The organism is Achromobacter mucicolens, from assembly GCF_902859725.1.
GTDB classification, from domain to species: Bacteria; Pseudomonadota; Gammaproteobacteria; order Burkholderiales; family Burkholderiaceae_B; genus Achromobacter; species Achromobacter mucicolens.
In genome coordinates this window covers 198,341-214,193 of the sequence record NZ_CADIJP010000010.1, presented here as the reverse complement: position 1 = coordinate 214,193, position 15,853 = coordinate 198,341, and the positions used below count along the sequence as shown (strand labels likewise).

Here is a 15,853-nt window from a genome sequence, read left to right as displayed (position 1 = left end):
CGCGCTGTGCGCGGTTTTTTATTCTGGGCAGCGATCAGTGCTGCGCATCCGGCCGCTTGCCGTAGCGGGCCGCCAGCACGCCGCAGACCATCAGCTGGATCTGATGGAACAGCATCAACGGCAGCACCACCGCACCCACGGCGTGGCCGGCGAACAGCACCTGAGCCATCGGAATGCCGCTGGCCAGGCTCTTTTTCGAGCCGCAAAAGAGCAGCGTGATGCGGTCTTCGATGCTGAATCCAAAAATCCGGCCGGCCAGGGCCGACAGGCCCAGCGCCAGCGCCAGGATCACGCAGCAGCACACGACCAGGCCAACCAGCGCGGGGATGGGGGTGCTGCTCCACAGGCCTTCGTTGATGGCTTCGGAAAATGCCGTGTAGACCACCAGCAGGATCGAGCCCTGGTCCACGAACTTGAGCATGGCCTTGCGTTTGTGGACCCAGGCGCCGATCCAGCGCCGCGCGAACTGGCCCAGCACGAACGGCAGCAGCAGTTGCAGCATGATCTTGCCGACCGCATCGAAAGAGATCGGCGCGCTGCCGGCGTTGGCCACGACCGTGCCAACCAGCAGGGGCGTGAGAAAGATGCCAAGCAGGCTCGAAGCCGACGCGCTGCACACGGCGGCCGGGACGTTGCCGCGCGCCATGGACGTGAACGCGATGGCCGATTGCACGGTGGCCGGCAGGCAGCACAGGAACAGGATGCCCAGGTACAGCTCGGGCGTGACCAGCGGCTCGAGCACCGGCTGCAGCGCCAATCCCAGCAGCGGGAACATCAGGAACGTCGCCGAGAAGATGGTCAGGTGCAGCTTCCAGTGCGTCAGGCCCGCGATGATGGCCTCACGGGAAAGGCGCGCCCCGTGCAGGAAGAACAGCAGGCCCACGGCCACGTTGGTGATCCAGCCGAACACGACGACGCCTTGCCCGTGCGCGGGCAGGAAACTGGCGATGATGACGGTGCAGATCAGGTAGAGGGTGAAGCGGTCAGGCAGGAGTCGAACGAGGCGGGACATGGGAAGGGAGGGAAGAACGGAAAGCGGTGGCGCAGGGCGCCGGAAACGGGGCGTATTGTAGACCCGGCGCGCGGCCGGGCCGTGGCGCGGCCGCGCGAATCGTCCGCGCGCTGAGGCAGCTGGCGGCTTTTTACGCGCTCAGGGCGTCATCGCGAGCGCGAGGTCGAAGGCGGCGACCAGGGATGCATGGTCGGCCAGTCCCTTGCCCGCGATGTCGAACGCGGTGCCGTGGTCAACGCTGGTGCGCACGAAGGGCAGTCCGACGGTAACGTTCACGCCATGATCCAGGCCCAGGTACTTGACCGGGATAAGGCCTTGGTCATGGTATTGCGCCACGACGATGTCGAATTCGCCGCGGCGGGCGCGCATGAAAATGGTGTCGCCCGGCCAGGGGCCGCTGGCATCGATGCCTTCGGCGCGGGCCGCAGCGATGGCCGGTTCGATGATGTCCACGTCTTCGCGGCCGAACTTGCCGCCTTCGCCTGCGTGCGGATTCAGTCCCGCGACGGCGACGCGCGGCTGCGCGATTCCCATCTGGCGGCAGGCGTGGTGCGCCAGGCGCATGGCAGTCAGCTCGGCTTGCCGTGTGATGCGCGCCATGACATCGGCCAACGCGACGTGGATCGTCACCAGCAGCACGCGCAGCTCGTCGTTGGCCAGCATCATCGCGAAATTCTGCGTTCCGGAGCGGTCGGCCAGGATTTCGGTGTGGCCCGGAAAATCGATGCCGGCCTCGTGCATGGACTTCTTGTTCAGCGGCGCGGTGACGATGGCGCGGATGCGTCCGGCGAGCGCATCGTCGATGGCGGCGCAGACGTAATCGTAAGCCGCGCGGCCGGCCAGCGCGCTGACCCGTCCCAACGGCAGGTCTGCTGGCAGGGCGGGGCTGCAGGCCACCACCTGGATGCAGCCCGCATCGGGCCGAGCCTGGCCGATGCCGGAGATCTCGACGATGTCCAGGCGGGCGCCAAGCTGCGCGGCCGCCCGGCGCAGCGCACCCGCGTCGCCATACACGACACAGGGCGCGCCCAAGCCTTGCGCGCAGGCCTTGACGACGATTTCGGGACCGATGCCGGCGGCATCGCCCATGGTGATGCCCACGGGCAGGAGAGTGTTCACGATGCAGGCAGAGAGAGGGGGAATGCGGAAATGCTACACCCGAAGCCGGACGGCGCCGTGGGCATCTACTGGGCGGCGGGCTTGGGCGGATCGATCGGCGCGCATTCGAAGGTGACCGTGGCGCGCTTGGAGCCCAGCCCGGTGGCGTGGTTGGACGTCACGCTGGGCTTCACCAGCTTGCGGCCAAGCGACTGGCAGTACTCGTCCGCGCGCTCCAATGTCTTGATCTTGATCTCGACCCAGCTCAGCAGTTGCGTGCCGGAGCTATAGGTGACGCTGTATTGGTCTTTTTCGAGAGACTTGACCTCGCTCATGCTGGAACACGCGGTCAACAGGACGAGGAGGGCGGCGGCAGGGGCAAGGCGAGCAAGCATGAAAAATCCAGGATTCGCGACAGGCCCCCATTACACCACCATGTTGCGCCCGCCGGAAAGACGGGCCGGGCAAAGGCCGCCGGTCAGGGCGCGGCGACTGCGCTTCGCCGGTCGACCTTGCGGCTGAGAACGATCGAGGTCTGGGTCTGCTTGACGCCGTCGATGAGCCCGATGCGGTCCAGCAGCGCGTCCAGCTGCTCATGGGTCTCGCAGCGCAGGAAGATCAGGTAATCGTAGGGGCCGCTGACGGAAGACACCTCTTCAACCTCGGGCATCTTTTCCAGTTCGCGGATCACGGCCGCCGGCGTCTTGGGAAGCACGCTGATGAAGCAGTAGGCCCGCACCGCTGCCTCTTCCAGCAGCCGGCCCAGGCGCACGCCATAGCCCGCGACGATGCGCTCGCGCTCGAGCCGCGCGATGCGCGCCACCACGGTGGTTCGCGCCAGGCCAAGCTTGCGCGCGAGGATGGCGGCCGGTTCGCGCGCATTGGCCTGCAGCAGGCTCAGCAGTTGCCGGTCGATGGCGTCGAGTCGTTCGTTCATGCGGTGGGCGATGGCGTCGGGCGGAGGGCGAAGTGGCGACGGTACAGGCGCCGGCCTGCCCGCGTCAATGCGGCGGGCTAGCCGTCGGACTCGGGCGGAATGCCGCCGTGATAGATGCGGCCGTCGAACTCGAAGCGCGTGATCGTTTTCTGGGCTGCGTCGAAGATGCGGTCGCGGCTGGCGTCGTCCAGGCCGTCGTGGTCCGCGAAGCTGAAGCGGCACAGGTCGATGTCGCTGTCATAGAACGCGCTGTGCACGAAACGGCTGACATCGGCCTCATGGGCGAAATGCGCGAATTCACGCAGTTGCTCCATTTCGTGGAACGAACCGTTGCGGCTGACCAGCAGCATGCCGAACTTGCGCTCTTCGTCCGCCATGGGTTCGGGCGGCGGCGGCGCGTCGCCAGCGTGCGGATCCTGGCAATCGAAGTGCGCGCCGGCCTCGCGCATGGCGGCCAGCACGCGCTGCCATTCGGACTCCTGCAGCGTCAGGCGCGCCATCATGTAGAACAGCCGCTGCCGGCCCAGCGTGCGCGGCTCGGCGCCGCCGACATAACTGGGCCAGGGCGTCGATGCGTCCAACCCGGCCAGCTCGGCCATCTTGCCATCGCTGTAGCCCAGTCTGTCCTGCAGCCGTTGCAGCGACTGGGCGCTGGGCGGGACGTAATTCTGGATCGTTTTCATGAGCGCGCTCCGGTTGTGCCGGGCGTCTGAAGGCAGCGCCGGCGGCGTGCGCCGCGGTGCCCTTGCGGCTACGCTTCATGCTAGCGCCGACCCCCGTGCTTGCCTAGCCGCAGCAGGGGGTACGCCACTTGCGGCCCCGGCCCGACGCGCGCGGGCGCCATGCTAGGATTTGCGCCAAATTTCATTGCCAGGAGGCTTACATCATGGATATCCAGGAACAGATCGCCGTCGTCGTGCACACCATCTCGCATCAGGGCGGCCGCATCGATGCGCTCAATGCCACGCTGCTGTCGGTGCTGCAATTGGTGAAGAGTTCGCCGGGGCTGCGCGAGGCCATCGAGGCGCAGCTCGAACAGAACTATTCCAGCCTGCTTGCCCGCTCGGAGAACCCGCAATACGTCGCGGGTTTCGAAAGCGTGCGCGACATGGTCGTGACTGCCTTGAAGTGATGTGCGTGGCGGCAGTTACCCACAAGTTCTGTGGACAAGCCTTGGGATAGTGCGGGCATAGATGCCCAAATTCCTTTAATTACAACGGCTTGCGCGGAGCGGTCAAAAGCGGCTCCCTGGCGCATGCGCGGTGCGCAGCCCGACTGCCGCCACGACGGGCCAAGCCCGGGTAATATGCGGCCCCATGCGGAATCAGTATTCATTGGAAGGCCGGAGCCACGCCCTCGCGGCGCGCGTTTCGGAAGCGGCAAAGCTGGCGGCGTTCGACCCCGGCAAGCTTTCCCCCGAGGCGAGGGAAAGCTGGGAGCGCATGGGCCACGGCTTCAAGGCGTGGCATGACTTCGATCAGCGCCACCCGATCCTGCGCCGCCTTGCGCGGCTGCCGATCATCGGCGCCCTGTACCGCAAGGCGCGCCGCCGCCATGTGCAGCGGGCCAGCGGCAAGCTGGTCTTCTGAGCGCCGGCCGCTATCTGCGGCGGCGCGCATGGAGCCGGTAGGCCAGCCACACCAGCACGCCTAGTGCCGCCGCGACCGCCAGCTTGGTTTCCACGCCGTGCAGGCGGCCCAGCAGCGCCTCGATCGTCCGCCCGAAAACGAAGCCCAGCAAACTGAAGCAGACCGCCCAGATCATGGCCGCGATGGCGTTCAACACCAGGTAGCGCAGGGCCGGCACCTTGGATATGCCGAGCGCCACGGGGCCGACCGTGCGCAAGCCATACAGAAAGCGCAGCGCCAGGATGAAACCGTTGGGATACCGGTCGATGGCCGCCAGCGCCCTGTCGAACGCCGGCTTGGCGCGGATGCGCTGCACGTAGCGGTGGTCTCGGTAGCGGCGTCCCACGTAGAACAGGACCTGATCCGCCATGAACGAGCCAGCGAACGCGCAGAGCATGACATAGGGCAGGTGGAACAGTCCCTGGTGCGCCAGGAAGCCCGCAAACACCACCACGCTTTCGCCTTCCAGGAAGGTTCCGCCCACCACGGCCCACAGGCCGTAGTCCGCGATGAATTGATGCAGTGCCGCGTTCATCCTGTCCTTTCTTCAACGATGCGCGCGAGCGCCACCAGTGCGTGTGAGACTTCCGGGGTGATGCGTTGCCCGCAACTGATACGCAGGAAGTGGTCGTAGCGGGCGCCATTCGAAAACATGGCGCCGGGCGCCACGCGTATGCCTTGCCGCAATCCGGTCTCGAAGACGTCCATGCCGGACACGCCCGCGGGCATTTCCACCCAGAGCAGCATGCCGCCTTGCGGCACGCTCAGCCGCGTGCCGCGCGGGAAGTGCGCGGCGATGGCCTCGGCGGTCAGGTCGCGCTGTGTCTTTAACTCGCGGCGCAGCCGGGCCAGGTGGCGGTCGTAGGCGCGCGAGCCCATGAACTCCGCCACTGCGATCTGCGCCAGCGGTTCGTTGGGGCGGCTTTGCGCGAACTTGAGCATGGCGATCCGGGCTTTCCAGCGGCCGCCCAGCAGCCAGCCCAGCCGCATGCCCGGCGCCAGCGTCTTGTGCATCGAAGAGCAATAGATGACGTTGCCGGTGGCATCCCAGGATTTGGCGGCCGCCAGCGGCGTGTCGTCGTCGGTCAGGGCGCCGTAGGTGTCGTCCTCGATGAGCGGCACCTGTTGGCGCTCACACAGGGCCACCAGCCGCGCCTTGTGCGCGTCGGGCATCACGCAGCCCAACGGATTCTGGAAGTTCGGCACCACGACCACGGCGCGGATGTTGCCGTGGGTCTGGAAGGCCAGGTCCAAGGCTTCGATCGACAATCCATGCTGCGGGCTGGTGGGGATCTCGAGCGCGCGCATTCCCAGGCTTTCCAGGATCTGCAGCAAGCCAAAGTAGGCGGGCGACTCCACTGCGATGGTGTCCCCGGGCCGGGCGACGGCGCGCAGCGCCAGATTCAGGGCTTCGATGCAGCCATGCGTGACGATGACGTCGTCCGGCGTCGCGTTGATGCCATTGGCCAGCGCCCGGCGGGCCAGTACCCCGCGCAGGTCGGGATGCCCTTGGGGCGGCACCGGGCTGACCAGCACCTCGGGCGATTGCCTCAGCGCCCGTGTCATTGCCTGCTTGAGCGCCTCCATGGGATACGCCTGCGGCACGGCCGCAGCCAGGGCGAAGTTGGCGCTGACAGGATGGGCCTCGCACTTGGCGATGAAGTCCGAGACGCGATCGTGGATGCCGACATACTGCGCCGCGCCGAGCGTCTGGCGGATGTCCGGCTCGGACACGGGTGGAATGCTGTTGCGCCGGGGTTTGAGAACAAAGTAGCCGGAGCGGGGGCGAGCCTCGATCAGGCCATCGTCCTCGAGCTGGCGGCAGGCCTGCAGGGCCGTGGACAGGCTGACATGATGCGTGCGCACCAGCGTGCGGACGGACGGCATGCGCTGCGCGGGGGCAAGCACGCCGGTCTGGATGGCGCGCCGGTAGTGGTTAGCCAGGCGAAGGTACAGCGGTTGGGGTTCCATGCGCCGATCTTGCTCCCCTGCATTGGGCCGTGGGTAGGCACAGATGAAGGCAAAGTACACCATAACAGCGACAAAATCGAGCCTCTGCATCGGTACAGAAAGCCGATTTGTGTGGCTGTTGCGCAAAGCAGGGCGCGCGTAGCCTGTCATGGTGCTTCTGGAGACCATCATGACCCCGCAATCCACCCCCGACTTCCCGGGCCAGCGCCTGGATCTTCCCGCCGGCGCCAGCCGGATGTTCGTGCTGCGCGCAGGTGCCGCCGTCGTCTGCACTGAAGGTAGCGTGCGCGTCGAGGAGGGCGCAAACGGCCTGGAAGCCGCAAATGGTCTGCATCGCGTCGTTCCGGTTCGCCTGAACGCAGGGGAGGTTCACGGCGTGACGTACGGGGGCGCGGTGCGCGTGAGCGCGCTGGGCGGCGCACAGGTGATATGCCTGGATGCCGAAGGCCGTTTGCCTTCGGTCCTGCGCCGCGCAGCCGGCTTTTTCCACCGTTTCGTGTCGAGAAACGGAAACATTCGCCTGGGTGCGCTGCACAAGATTTCAAAATGATGTATGATTCACACATCAGACGCGGGGTGGAGCAGTCTGGCAGCTCGTCGGGCTCATAACCCGAAGGTCGTAGGTTCAAATCCTGCCCCCGCAACCAGTTTCAAGCAGTACCCGGTCTTGCAAGCGGCGCGTTTCACATGCCCCGGCAAGGCCACAGCAAAAAAGCCGCGACACCGTCGCGGCTTTTTTTCGTCTGCCGATTGCGCTGGGTCATGCCGCGTGTGCGTTCGGAGTTTCCCCGATAGCCGCGCCCGGACACGGCCGCCACCCTGCGCTACCATGGGTCACGCGCGCTACATTGCCGCACAAAAGGAGTGTCCATGGGAACCGCAAAATACGATCATCCCGGCTACGTTGCTGATACGGGCGCTGAGGGCAAGTACCACGTGGGCATCTGGTGCCCGCACGGGTATCCCGCCCACATCCATATCGGCCGTCCGGCCGACCGCGGCGATCCCCATGCCTTGCTGAGACTGCGCATTCCCGACGGCGTCTTCCAGTCGCTGCCGGACGACCCCGAAACCCTGTGCCGCCGCGCGTTGGGGCAGGCGCTGGATGCCGGGCTGCTGCGCACGGTCGCCGTCGATGGCGAGTACCAGGAACTGCGTTTCCAACTGGATGCCGAGCCCTGGTCCGGCCCGATGCAGGCGGCCGAGCGCGCCTGATTATTGTTTGAATCGCCGCGGCAGTTACCCACAGGGATTGTGGAAAACCCTTGGGATAGCTGTTGCGTATATGCAATTTCTCTAGCAAAAACATGGGCTTGGCGGCGGCGGTCAAGAAGTGGCCGCCGTTGCGCTTTCCGGGCAGTCCAAGCGGGCGATCCCGCTGCCAGCCGGCGCAGCCGTGAGACAATCTGCGTCCCCACGGCCCGACGTCCGAACGTCATCTTCGTCCCGGTTTTCTCCCGCATGCGTTCCGCTTTTCCCCTTCCGCGTCCTGTCACCAAGGCGACGGCGCCATGAGCCTGTCCGCCAAACGCGTTGCCATCATTGGGGGCGGCCCGGCCGGCCTGATGGCCGCCGAAAAGCTGAGCGAATCGGGGGCGCAGGTCGACGTGTTCGACGCCATGCCCTCGGTGGGACGCAAATTCCTGATGGCGGGACGGGGCGGCCTGAACTTGACGCACAGCGAGCCCGCCGAGCCCTTTCTTGCCCGCTACGGCGATCGCGCCCCTTTCGTGCAGCCGTGGCTGCAGAAGATGGACGCCGCCGCGCTGCGTGAGTGGGCTCACGCGTTGGGCATCCAGACCTTCGTGGGTTCATCGGGCCGGGTGTTTCCCCAGGAGATGAAGGCCGCGCCGCTCTTGCGCGCCTGGCTCGCCCGGCTGCGCGGACAGGGCGTGCGATTTCACATGCGGCACCGCTGGCTCGGCTGGCGCGGCGGCAAACCCGGCGTGGACGCGTTGCGCTTCGAGACGCCCGCCGGCCAGACGCAGCATGCGGCGGATGCCGTCGTGCTGGCGCTGGGCGGCGGCAGCTGGGCCAAGCTGGGATCCGATGGCGCCTGGGCGCCGGATCTCCAGTCGCACGGTGTGCCGGTTGCGGCATTGCGGCCCGCCAATTGCGGGTTCGACGTCGCGTGGTCCGATCATTTCCGCAGCCGCTTTGCCGGTCAGCCGGTCAAGTCGGTGTCCATGGCCTGCGGCGGACTCCGCCGCCAGGGCGAATTCGTCGTATCGGAAACCGGGGTCGAAGGCAGCCTCGTCTATGCCTTGTCGGCCCCCCTGCGGGACAGGATAGACATCGACGGCAGCGCCGTGGCCTTGTTGGACCTTGCGCCGGACTGGCCTCATGAGAAGGTGATGGCCGCAGTGACGCATCCGCGCGGCGCGCGCTCGATGTCGAGCCACTTGCAAAGCCGCCTGGGGCTGACGGGCGTCAAGGCGGGCTTGCTCAGAGAGTGCGCCAGTGCCGACGACTTCAAGGATCCGGAGCGTCTGGGCCAGCGAATCAAGGCCTTGCCCTTGACGCTTCTGCGGCCTCGTCCGATTGACGAAGCGATCAGCACCGCGGGCGGGGTGGCATTCGATGGGTTGACGGCCGGGCTGATGCTCAAAGCCGTGCCCGGCGTTTTCTGCGTGGGGGAAATGCTGGATTGGGAAGCGCCGACAGGCGGCTACCTGTTGACGGCCTGCATGGCCAGCGGCGTGGCCGGCGCGGCGGGCGTCATGGAATTCCTGAATCCGCAATCCTGACCCGGCAGTCCTCTACGGACTGCCTGGCAAGCGGCAATCAGGAGCCTGTCGTGTGCGGGGCCATGCCGACGGGCGCGCGAGGCGCCAGATCTCCGACCACGTGGCCAACCACGGGCGGCCCGCCCTCGGGCTGCGAGATGATGCCGATCACGCGGGTGATGGCGCTGGCGGGAATGGTCGTGCCGTGCGCGGGATCCTGCACCAGTTGCCAGATCGTGGCGTTGCCCATGCCGGTGTCGCCTTCGGTCAGGTCCAGGTTGTCCAGGCAGTTACGCGCAAAGGAAGACCAATCGGAAGCATTGCAGGGCAGGCCATGAGACGTGGCGAGCCGGGCCAGGGCCAGCGGCGCGTCGGCCTGGCTGGCGGCATGCTGAGCGGCGGTGCCCAGCGTCACGTCCAGGGAAAGCAGGCGGAGAAACTCAACAACGTTGTCCGTGCTCATCTTGTGGTCTCCTTCCTTTGGGGGCTGCTCTGTTCGATCGCCGGGGGCGCCAGTTTTCGGGGAGTCATCCCGGTCACTGTCCCAGCATCGACACCAGCGACTGCTTCAGACGCGGCGAAAAAATCGGCACCGTGTGCGATACGCCGCTGCGGTCGATGCCTTCCTTGAGTTGGACTGACTGCCCCTGGAATATATCCGGGGCAGCGGAAATTTCGTTGTACCGCGCCAGCAGCTCATTGACCTGGGCCTGCGCGTCTGCCAGCGTGCTGCTGTCAGCCAGCTTGCCCGCGGCATGCGCCTGCAAAATGCGATGCAGATCGTCGATGAACAGCGCCAATGCGGCCTGCCCACGGCATTGAGGCTGTTGCCAGCCCCAGCCTTGCGGACCGGCGCCAGCGGGTTGCGATGCTTGTGTCTTCGTCATGTGCGCATCCTAATCCATTGGCGGCAAATACGCGACAGCCGGGAATGCCCCGCAAATGTCACCGGCGCGTAAGGGTGGTGACGGTTTCTTGGCAGCGTTGTTACAGGTGGCGCGCTCGTGTCACGCAAAAAACGGGGCCTTTGAGGTATGCTGGGTTTCGTTTTTTCCATGCCCAGACAGGAGATGTCTTATGAAGAACAGAGTCTTTCTCGTCATGATGCTTTCGATTGCTGCGCTGACCGCGGGGTGCAACACCGTCGCCGGGGCCGGTAAAGATATCCAGCGAGGCGGGGAAAAGATCGAGGGGGCCGCGGAAAAGCGGTAGGGCGTCTGGCTCGCCGCCGTTCGGGCGGCGCAAGGCCACGCCAGAAGTGCCACGATATCGGCATTTCTGGCGTGGCCTTTTTGCTGCCGCTGGCATAATCGCGGAAGTCCGAATAGCAATGGCGGGAAGAATCATGCGCAAGTCTGTATGGGTGGGTGTCGCGTTGGCGGCTACGTTGGCCGGATGCGCCAGCACCGGCGTCTACGAGTCGGAAACCGCAAAGAAAGAGACCTTCAGCGTCGACACCAATTACCAGGCGGCCTTCCGCCGCGCCGGCGAATACGTGCGCACCTGCCACACGCAGGTCAGCCATCCGTACGGCGTCTCCTATGCTTGGCGCCACACGCTTGGCCAGAAAGGCGCGCCGGATGAGATCCAGCTCTACAAGGTCGGTCAGCCCGCGACGGTGCTGGAACTGATTTCCGCGGAACCCGCAGGGCCTGCCAACGCCAAGGTGACCGTGACGGTCCTGGGCGAAGGCCGGTGGGACGAAGCCGAAATTGCGGCGGCGCGCAAGTCTATCCAGAGCGCGACGCCGATCTGCCGTAGCGCCAGCGGCGGCTGATACATGGATCCCCGCGCCCAGCAGATCCGTGCCAACGGCCTGTCGTTCGCGCTGCTGGCAGGCGCGTTCCGGTTCCTGGGGTGGCTGAACGGCGTGGCCGCCCTCGTCCTGGTGGGTTTTTCGCTTGGCATCGTGGGCGGGGACATTGCCGCGCCCGATCTCCAGATTCCCCTCATCCTTTTTCTGGGCGGCCTCATGCTGGCTTGCCTGGGTGTGGCGTTTGCCTACCTTGCGCAGGTCAGCCTGTTGCGGCAAGGCTACAACGGCCATCTGACGCGCGGCCATTGGCCGGCGCAGTTGTTGGCGCTACTTTGCTATGTGGCTAGTGCGTTGGCATTCTGCGGCGCCTGCTGGTTTGCGGCGTCGCAGGCAGTGACGGACGCCCCAAAGGCGGCGGCTTACGCACAGCGTTAAAACGCGGGTAAACCCGTATGCGCAAAAATATTGGACTTGTGTAGACGTACGGAATAATATGCGCACTGCGTATATAACTCCTCTTCTTGGGGCCCGTCATGAGCATCTCCCAGCAAGCCTTTCTGCGCGACGCCATGCGCCGCCTAAATCTCACCCGCGACGTGTTCGCCACCCGCATCGGCGTGAAGCGCCGCGCGCTGGACACCTGGCTGCTTCCTGAAGGATCGCAGGAGTTCCGGGCCATGCCGGAAGTGGTGCAGCGGTTCGTCAGCGAAATCGTGCAAAACGGCGTGCTGCTCGAAAAATATACGCAAAGCGTACAAGACGGCCCCTTGCGTGACCGCATTGCCGTCGAAGGCAAGAATCAGCTCTTGTCGGTGGACCAATTCACCCGCGATTCCGTCGAAGACCTGTTCCGCGTCGCCGACATGATGCAGCCCATCGCGCGCCGCCAGAAGGTGTCGCGAGTGCTGGAAGGCGCCGTGCTGGGCAACCTGTTCTTCGAGGCCAGCACCCGCACCCGCGTGAGCTTTGGATCCGCGTTCTGCCGCCTTGGCGGGTCGGTGTGCGACACGACCGGCTTCACGTTTTCATCGATGGCCAAGGGCGAATCCATCTACGACACGAGCCGCGTCATGAGCGGCTACGTGGACGCGATGGTCATTCGCCATCCCGACCAGGGTTCGGTCGCGGAATTTGCGCGTGCGACGAACATTCCCGTGGTCAACGGCGGTGACGGCCCCGGCGAGCACCCCAGCCAGGCGCTGCTGGACCTGTACACGATCCTGACCGAGTTCTCGCGCCTGGGCAAACTGCTGGACGGCGCGCACATCGCCATGGTCGGCGACCTGAAGTATGGCCGCACCGTGCACTCGCTCATCAAGCTGATGGCGCTGTACAAGAACGTGAAGTTTTCGCTGATCTCGCCCAAGGGCCTGGAGATGCCGACCTACATCGTCGAGCAGGCCAGCCGCAACGGCAACATCATCGAGCAGAAGTCCTCGCTGGCCGAGGGCCTGGCGGGCGCCGACGTCATCTACGCGACGCGCGTGCAGAAAGAGCGTTTCGCCAACGAAGAAAACGAAGGCTATACGCCCGACTTCCAGGTCAACCGCGCCATCATCGACGCCTACTGCAGCCCCGAGACAATCGTGATGCACCCGCTGCCGCGCGACAGCCGTCCGGGCGCCAACGACCTGAGCGTGGATCTGAACCACGATCCGCGCCTGGCGATCTTCCGCCAGACCGACAACGGCATTCCCATCCGCATGGCGATCTTCGCGGTGTTGCTGGGCGTCGAAGGCCTGGTGCAGCATTCGCTGCGCGACGTGACGTGGCAGCATCCGTCGCACGTCGGTCCCGACGATTCGGTCTTCCACGGCCTGGATTGAGGCCAGGCGCCCGTGGCGGCGCCGCGAAAGCGGTCCCGCCACGGCGAATTCAAGCATAATCCGCGCTGGTTTTACGGGCGAGTGCCGCTATCAGGCGCGCACGCCGTTCTTGGGCGGATGATCTTATGTCTTCGAGCAGTTCCGATGTTCCTCCTGCCGCGGCCACCGCCGACGCAGCCAGCGGCCAGGCGTGCTACCTGAGCGCCTCCAATGCGCAGGCCTGGGAGGCGGTCTATCAATCGGTCGACGCCAATACGCGCGGCCAAGTTGCAGCGCTGGTGTCCGACCATGCCGCGCAGCTGGTCGATGCCTTCTATTCCACCTTGCTTGCCGATGCCGAAGCCGGCCCGCGGCTCTCTCACGAAATCGTCTCGACCCGCCTGCACCGCGGCATGACGCATTGGTTGAAAGGCCTGCTCTGCGTGCGCGAGCAAGGCGATATCGACGTGCTGATGGCCACGCAGAAGAAGGTCGGCGAGGTTCACGCGCGCGTCCATATCCCGATCCATCTGGTGATGGCCGGCGCCCGCATCCTGAAGAATGAAATCGCGCAGCGCTTGCGCGCCGGCGGCCTGGAAGGCCAGGCGGCGTCCGTGGCAACGCAGTACGTGTGCAATCTGTTCGACCTGGCCATCGAACAGATGAGCCGCGCGTTCATGCGCGACATCAATCGGGGCGCCCGCAACGACGAGGCCTATCGACTCTTTGCGTTGGGCCAGAACATTTCGACCGAACGCGAGCGGCAACGCGCCGCCTTGCTGGAATGGAGCCAGGCGGTGCTGATCGGCCTGCACTACCGCACGCCGGAGCAGGCGCTGCCGCGGCTGGCCGCCTCGGAGTTCGGACTTTGGCTCCAGCACAAGGGCGCGGTGCTGTTCGAAAGCGCGCCGGCGCTGCGGCAGATCATTGATGCCGTGGCGCGGCTGGATGACACGGTGCTGCCGGGGATGATGCAAAGCGCCAGTCAGGCGCCAGAATCTCTGCCCAATCAGGTGCGGGAACTGCAGGAGCTCGTGGCGCGCATCAAGCATCTGCTCAACGGCCTCTTTGACATGGTGGCCGAGATCGAAAGCGGCAGCGATCCGCTGACCAACGTGCTCAACCGCCGTTTCCTGCCGTCCGTCATCGGCCGCGAGATCTCGCTGGCGCAGCGTCAGCGGTCAAGCTTTTCGGTGCTGTTGCTGGACATCGATCACTTCAAGGCCATCAACGATGCGCACGGCCACGCGGGCGGGGACCAGATCCTGCGCCAGTTTGCCGAAGTCGTGCATCAGACCTGTCGATCCAGCGACTTCGTGTTCCGCTATGGCGGCGAGGAGTTTCTTGTCGTGCTGGTGGACACGGGCCCGGGCGCTGCGCTGGCCGCCGCCGAAAAGCTCAATGCCGAGATTCGCCGGCATCGCTTCGTGATCGCCGAGTCCGGTGCGCTGCATGTGACAGCCAGCATCGGCGTGGCGACCTTCGACGGCCATCCCGACTATGCCTACCTGATCGATCGCGCCGACAAGGCGCTGTACAAGGCCAAGCAGGCCGGCCGCGACCGCAGCGTCGAGGCATGAAAAAGGGCCGCTCGACAAGAGCGGCCCCTGGTGTTGCTGCCGGGTAAAGGCGGCTTAGATTTTCTTTTCGCCGCCCAGCGCTTCGACCAGTTCGGCCATCATCTTGGCCAGTTCGCCAGTCATCAGCATCATGTCGGAATCAAACTTTTCGTCGTCGTTCGCGGCCACGCCTTCGTTGCCTTCCTTCAGCACGTCCAGCGGCGCCACGCGCTTGACGTCCAGGCCTTCGGTCAGGACGAACGACACGCGGTCGGCCCACGTCATGGCCAGGCGGGTGCACTGCTTGCCCGACTGGATGTGACGGCGCACGTCGTCAGCGTCAATGGAGTGCTTTACGTAGCGGATCGCGGCGCCGCTTTCACCGGACGAGCGCAGTTCGGTGTCCTGGTCGATGGTGAAGTTGGTGGGCGCTTCGTCTTCGGCCAGCCAGCCGGTCATGGCGGAGGCCGGCGATTGGGCGACGTACAGGTTTTCCAGCGGGAAGGGATCGACGCACTTGGCGAGCAGGCCGATGACTTCGTCGGCCTTGGCCGAAGCGGCCGCGTCAATGACGAGCCAGTTGTTCTTCGGGTCGATCCACACGCGCGTGTCGCGATAGACGCTGAAGGCGCGCGGCAGGAGCTCGTCCGTGACGCGCTCCTTGATTTCCTTCATCTGCTTGCGGCCAGGCTTGTAGCCTTGCTGCTCTTCGATTTCCTGGGCGCGGGCCTTGGCGACCTGGTTGATGACCGTGCCCGGCAAGAGCTTCTTTTCAGCGCGCAGGCTGAGCAGGATCTGGCCGTTCACTTCGTGGGCCAGGCCGCCGTTCTCGCGCGGGGGCACCCAGCCCAGGCTTTGCATTTCGAGGTTGTTGCCCGTCTGGTAGGCATGGCGCGCCAGCGTTTCTTCAAGCTGCTCGCCGGTCAGGGTCCAGGGCGAGGAGAGGCGGTAAATCTTGAGATTCTTGAACCACATGAGCGTCGGCCAAAAGGGTTGATTCTATACGACGCGGCGGCTTTGCCGAAGGGGGCAGGCACGTCGGCAACCGGCGACACGTTCTGTCACTGACAGGGACCAGCCTATCCGGTAATGTCCCGCGCACCAACGTGAGATTGGAGTGAAAAGATGAAAATCATTGGCGCGATCCTCATTGTCCTGGGCGTGGTTGCCCTGGCCTATAAGGGCTTTAGCTACAAGTCCGAAGAAACGGTTCTGCAGATCGGATCTGTGAAGGCCACGGCGGAAACCGAGAAGTCGGTGCCCATCCCGACGTGGGCAGGCATTGCCGCGATCGTGGCGGGTGTGCTCGCCATCGGCGTGGGCATGCGTCGTTGATACGAGCCGGCCGCGAGGCCGGCCAT

21 protein-coding genes and 1 tRNA gene are annotated in these 15,853 nt (G+C 65.4%); 12 read left to right on the top strand and 10 right to left on the bottom strand.

Annotation, left to right across the window (positions count from 1 at the left end):
• Positions 1-34 precede the first annotated feature (34 nt).
• From HV786_RS15155 to HV786_RS15135, 5 genes are all read right to left on the bottom strand, one after another.
• Positions 35-1,012 carry a bile acid:sodium symporter family protein gene (locus HV786_RS15155; RefSeq protein WP_062838665.1) on the bottom strand — a complete coding sequence of 326 codons (978 nt, stop codon included), beginning with the start codon at positions 1,010-1,012 and terminating at the stop codon, positions 35-37.
• Positions 1,013-1,150: 138 nt separating this feature from the next.
• Positions 1,151-2,131, bottom strand: a complete 981-nt coding sequence (gene pdxA / locus HV786_RS15150; protein WP_128827782.1) for a 4-hydroxythreonine-4-phosphate dehydrogenase PdxA — start codon at positions 2,129-2,131, stop codon at positions 1,151-1,153.
• 65 nt (positions 2,132-2,196) lie between these two features.
• A complete protein-coding gene (locus HV786_RS15145) occupies positions 2,197-2,505 on the bottom strand; it encodes a hypothetical protein (protein ID WP_062838666.1) in 309 nt (102 codons plus the stop codon).
• 83 nt (positions 2,506-2,588) lie between these two features.
• Entirely contained in the window at positions 2,589-3,047 is a 459-nt protein-coding gene (locus HV786_RS15140) for an Lrp/AsnC family transcriptional regulator (protein WP_056322485.1), read from the bottom strand.
• A gap of 77 nt (positions 3,048-3,124) precedes the next feature.
• The gene (locus tag HV786_RS15135; protein WP_056322487.1) at positions 3,125-3,730 is read right to left on the bottom strand and encodes a hypothetical protein; all 606 of its coding nucleotides are present in this window, start codon (positions 3,728-3,730) and stop codon (positions 3,125-3,127) included.
• A gap of 203 nt (positions 3,731-3,933) precedes the next feature.
• On the opposite strand from HV786_RS15135, the gene HV786_RS15130 reads away from it, so the two are divergent.
• Entirely contained in the window at positions 3,934-4,179 is a 246-nt protein-coding gene (locus tag HV786_RS15130) for a hypothetical protein (protein ID WP_056322490.1), read from the top strand.
• 184 nt (positions 4,180-4,363) lie between these two features.
• The gene (locus HV786_RS15125) at positions 4,364-4,636 is read left to right on the top strand and encodes a hypothetical protein (RefSeq protein ID WP_056322493.1); all 273 of its coding nucleotides are present in this window, start codon (positions 4,364-4,366) and stop codon (positions 4,634-4,636) included.
• 10 nt (positions 4,637-4,646) lie between these two features.
• Here the strand turns inward: HV786_RS15125 and HV786_RS15120 are convergent, their stop codons facing one another.
• Both HV786_RS15120 and HV786_RS15115 read right to left on the bottom strand, forming a co-directional pair.
• A complete protein-coding gene (locus tag HV786_RS15120; RefSeq protein ID WP_128827783.1) occupies positions 4,647-5,210 on the bottom strand; it encodes a DedA family protein in 564 nt (187 codons plus the stop codon).
• Positions 5,207-6,646 (bottom strand): aminotransferase-like domain-containing protein, encoded by a 1,440-nt coding sequence (locus tag HV786_RS15115; RefSeq protein ID WP_062838669.1) that lies wholly within the window; start codon positions 6,644-6,646, stop codon positions 5,207-5,209. Before HV786_RS15115 ends, HV786_RS15120 begins: the two co-directional genes overlap by 4 nt.
• 169 nt (positions 6,647-6,815) lie before the next feature.
• Here HV786_RS15115 and HV786_RS15110 point away from each other — a divergent pair, with 169 nt between their 5' ends.
• From HV786_RS15110 to HV786_RS15095, 4 genes are all read left to right on the top strand, one after another.
• Positions 6,816-7,196, top strand: coding sequence for a hypothetical protein (locus HV786_RS15110; RefSeq protein ID WP_128827784.1), 381 nt, complete (start codon positions 6,816-6,818; stop codon positions 7,194-7,196).
• 20 nt (positions 7,197-7,216) lie between these two features.
• Positions 7,217-7,293 (top strand) — tRNA-Met (locus HV786_RS15105).
• A gap of 223 nt (positions 7,294-7,516) precedes the next feature.
• On the top strand, positions 7,517-7,861 hold the full coding sequence (locus HV786_RS15100) for a hypothetical protein (protein WP_056322501.1): 345 nt from the start codon (positions 7,517-7,519) through the stop codon (positions 7,859-7,861).
• Between the two features lie 296 nt (positions 7,862-8,157).
• Positions 8,158-9,393 (top strand): TIGR03862 family flavoprotein, encoded by a 1,236-nt coding sequence (locus tag HV786_RS15095; protein WP_175211175.1) that lies wholly within the window; start codon positions 8,158-8,160, stop codon positions 9,391-9,393.
• 37 nt (positions 9,394-9,430) lie between these two features.
• On the opposite strand, the gene HV786_RS15090 is transcribed toward HV786_RS15095, so the two are convergent.
• Positions 9,431-9,835, bottom strand: coding sequence for a hypothetical protein (locus tag HV786_RS15090; RefSeq protein ID WP_056322507.1), 405 nt, complete (start codon positions 9,833-9,835; stop codon positions 9,431-9,433).
• Positions 9,836-9,908: 73 nt separating this feature from the next.
• Entirely contained in the window at positions 9,909-10,259 is a 351-nt protein-coding gene (locus tag HV786_RS15085) for a hypothetical protein (RefSeq protein WP_056322508.1), read from the bottom strand.
• A 190-nt stretch (positions 10,260-10,449) separates the two neighbouring features.
• Between HV786_RS15085 and HV786_RS15080 the strand changes: the two genes are divergently transcribed.
• The 5 genes from HV786_RS15080 (at position 10,450) to HV786_RS15060 (ending at position 14,513) form a co-directional block, all read left to right on the top strand.
• Positions 10,450-10,584 (top strand): entericidin A/B family lipoprotein, encoded by a 135-nt coding sequence (locus HV786_RS15080; protein ID WP_056322511.1) that lies wholly within the window; start codon positions 10,450-10,452, stop codon positions 10,582-10,584.
• A gap of 133 nt (positions 10,585-10,717) precedes the next feature.
• A complete protein-coding gene (locus HV786_RS15075; protein WP_056322513.1) occupies positions 10,718-11,149 on the top strand; it encodes a BPTD_2524 family lipoprotein in 432 nt (143 codons plus the stop codon).
• A gap of 3 nt (positions 11,150-11,152) precedes the next feature.
• Entirely contained in the window at positions 11,153-11,563 is a 411-nt protein-coding gene (locus HV786_RS15070) for a hypothetical protein (protein WP_128827785.1), read from the top strand.
• A 98-nt stretch (positions 11,564-11,661) separates the two neighbouring features.
• A complete protein-coding gene (locus HV786_RS15065; RefSeq protein WP_056322519.1) occupies positions 11,662-12,954 on the top strand; it encodes an aspartate carbamoyltransferase in 1,293 nt (430 codons plus the stop codon).
• 125 nt (positions 12,955-13,079) lie between these two features.
• Positions 13,080-14,513 (top strand): diguanylate cyclase, encoded by a 1,434-nt coding sequence (locus HV786_RS15060; protein WP_128827786.1) that lies wholly within the window; start codon positions 13,080-13,082, stop codon positions 14,511-14,513.
• Between the two features lie 54 nt (positions 14,514-14,567).
• On the opposite strand, the gene HV786_RS15055 is transcribed toward HV786_RS15060, so the two are convergent.
• Positions 14,568-15,467, bottom strand: a complete 900-nt coding sequence (locus tag HV786_RS15055) for a recombination-associated protein RdgC (RefSeq protein WP_062838487.1) — start codon at positions 15,465-15,467, stop codon at positions 14,568-14,570.
• Positions 15,468-15,617: 150 nt separating this feature from the next.
• On the opposite strand from HV786_RS15055, the gene HV786_RS15050 reads away from it, so the two are divergent.
• Positions 15,618-15,827: a hypothetical protein gene (locus tag HV786_RS15050; RefSeq protein WP_128827787.1), complete on the top strand. Its 210-nt coding sequence runs from the start codon at positions 15,618-15,620 to the stop codon at positions 15,825-15,827.
• The last annotated feature ends 26 nt before the right edge of the window (positions 15,828-15,853 follow it).

Bases quoted from the DNA above. Each gene is read 5' to 3' on its own strand.
- HV786_RS15155 (WP_062838665.1), bottom strand. From the start codon at position 1,012: ATGTCCCGCCTCGTTCGACTCCTGCCTGACCGCTTCACCCTCTACCTG.
- HV786_RS15145 (WP_062838666.1), bottom strand. From the start codon at position 2,505: ATGCTTGCTCGCCTTGCCCCTGCCGCCGCCCTCCTCGTCCTGTTGACC.
- HV786_RS15140 (WP_056322485.1), bottom strand. From the start codon at position 3,047: ATGAACGAACGACTCGACGCCATCGACCGGCAACTGCTGAGCCTGCTG.
- HV786_RS15135 (WP_056322487.1), bottom strand. From the start codon at position 3,730: ATGAAAACGATCCAGAATTACGTCCCGCCCAGCGCCCAGTCGCTGCAA.
- HV786_RS15130 (WP_056322490.1), top strand. From the start codon at position 3,934: ATGGATATCCAGGAACAGATCGCCGTCGTCGTGCACACCATCTCGCAT.
- HV786_RS15125 (WP_056322493.1), top strand. From the start codon at position 4,364: ATGCGGAATCAGTATTCATTGGAAGGCCGGAGCCACGCCCTCGCGGCG.
- HV786_RS15120 (WP_128827783.1), bottom strand. From the start codon at position 5,210: ATGAACGCGGCACTGCATCAATTCATCGCGGACTACGGCCTGTGGGCC.
- HV786_RS15115 (WP_062838669.1), bottom strand. From the start codon at position 6,646: ATGGAACCCCAACCGCTGTACCTTCGCCTGGCTAACCACTACCGGCGC.
- HV786_RS15110 (WP_128827784.1), top strand. From the start codon at position 6,816: ATGACCCCGCAATCCACCCCCGACTTCCCGGGCCAGCGCCTGGATCTT.
- HV786_RS15100 (WP_056322501.1), top strand. From the start codon at position 7,517: ATGGGAACCGCAAAATACGATCATCCCGGCTACGTTGCTGATACGGGC.
- HV786_RS15095 (WP_175211175.1), top strand. From the start codon at position 8,158: ATGAGCCTGTCCGCCAAACGCGTTGCCATCATTGGGGGCGGCCCGGCC.
- HV786_RS15090 (WP_056322507.1), bottom strand. From the start codon at position 9,835: ATGAGCACGGACAACGTTGTTGAGTTTCTCCGCCTGCTTTCCCTGGAC.
- HV786_RS15085 (WP_056322508.1), bottom strand. From the start codon at position 10,259: ATGACGAAGACACAAGCATCGCAACCCGCTGGCGCCGGTCCGCAAGGC.
- HV786_RS15080 (WP_056322511.1), top strand. From the start codon at position 10,450: ATGAAGAACAGAGTCTTTCTCGTCATGATGCTTTCGATTGCTGCGCTG.
- HV786_RS15075 (WP_056322513.1), top strand. From the start codon at position 10,718: ATGCGCAAGTCTGTATGGGTGGGTGTCGCGTTGGCGGCTACGTTGGCC.
- HV786_RS15070 (WP_128827785.1), top strand. From the start codon at position 11,153: ATGGATCCCCGCGCCCAGCAGATCCGTGCCAACGGCCTGTCGTTCGCG.
- HV786_RS15065 (WP_056322519.1), top strand. From the start codon at position 11,662: ATGAGCATCTCCCAGCAAGCCTTTCTGCGCGACGCCATGCGCCGCCTA.
- HV786_RS15060 (WP_128827786.1), top strand. From the start codon at position 13,080: ATGTCTTCGAGCAGTTCCGATGTTCCTCCTGCCGCGGCCACCGCCGAC.
- HV786_RS15055 (WP_062838487.1), bottom strand. From the start codon at position 15,467: ATGTGGTTCAAGAATCTCAAGATTTACCGCCTCTCCTCGCCCTGGACC.
- HV786_RS15050 (WP_128827787.1), top strand. From the start codon at position 15,618: ATGAAAATCATTGGCGCGATCCTCATTGTCCTGGGCGTGGTTGCCCTG.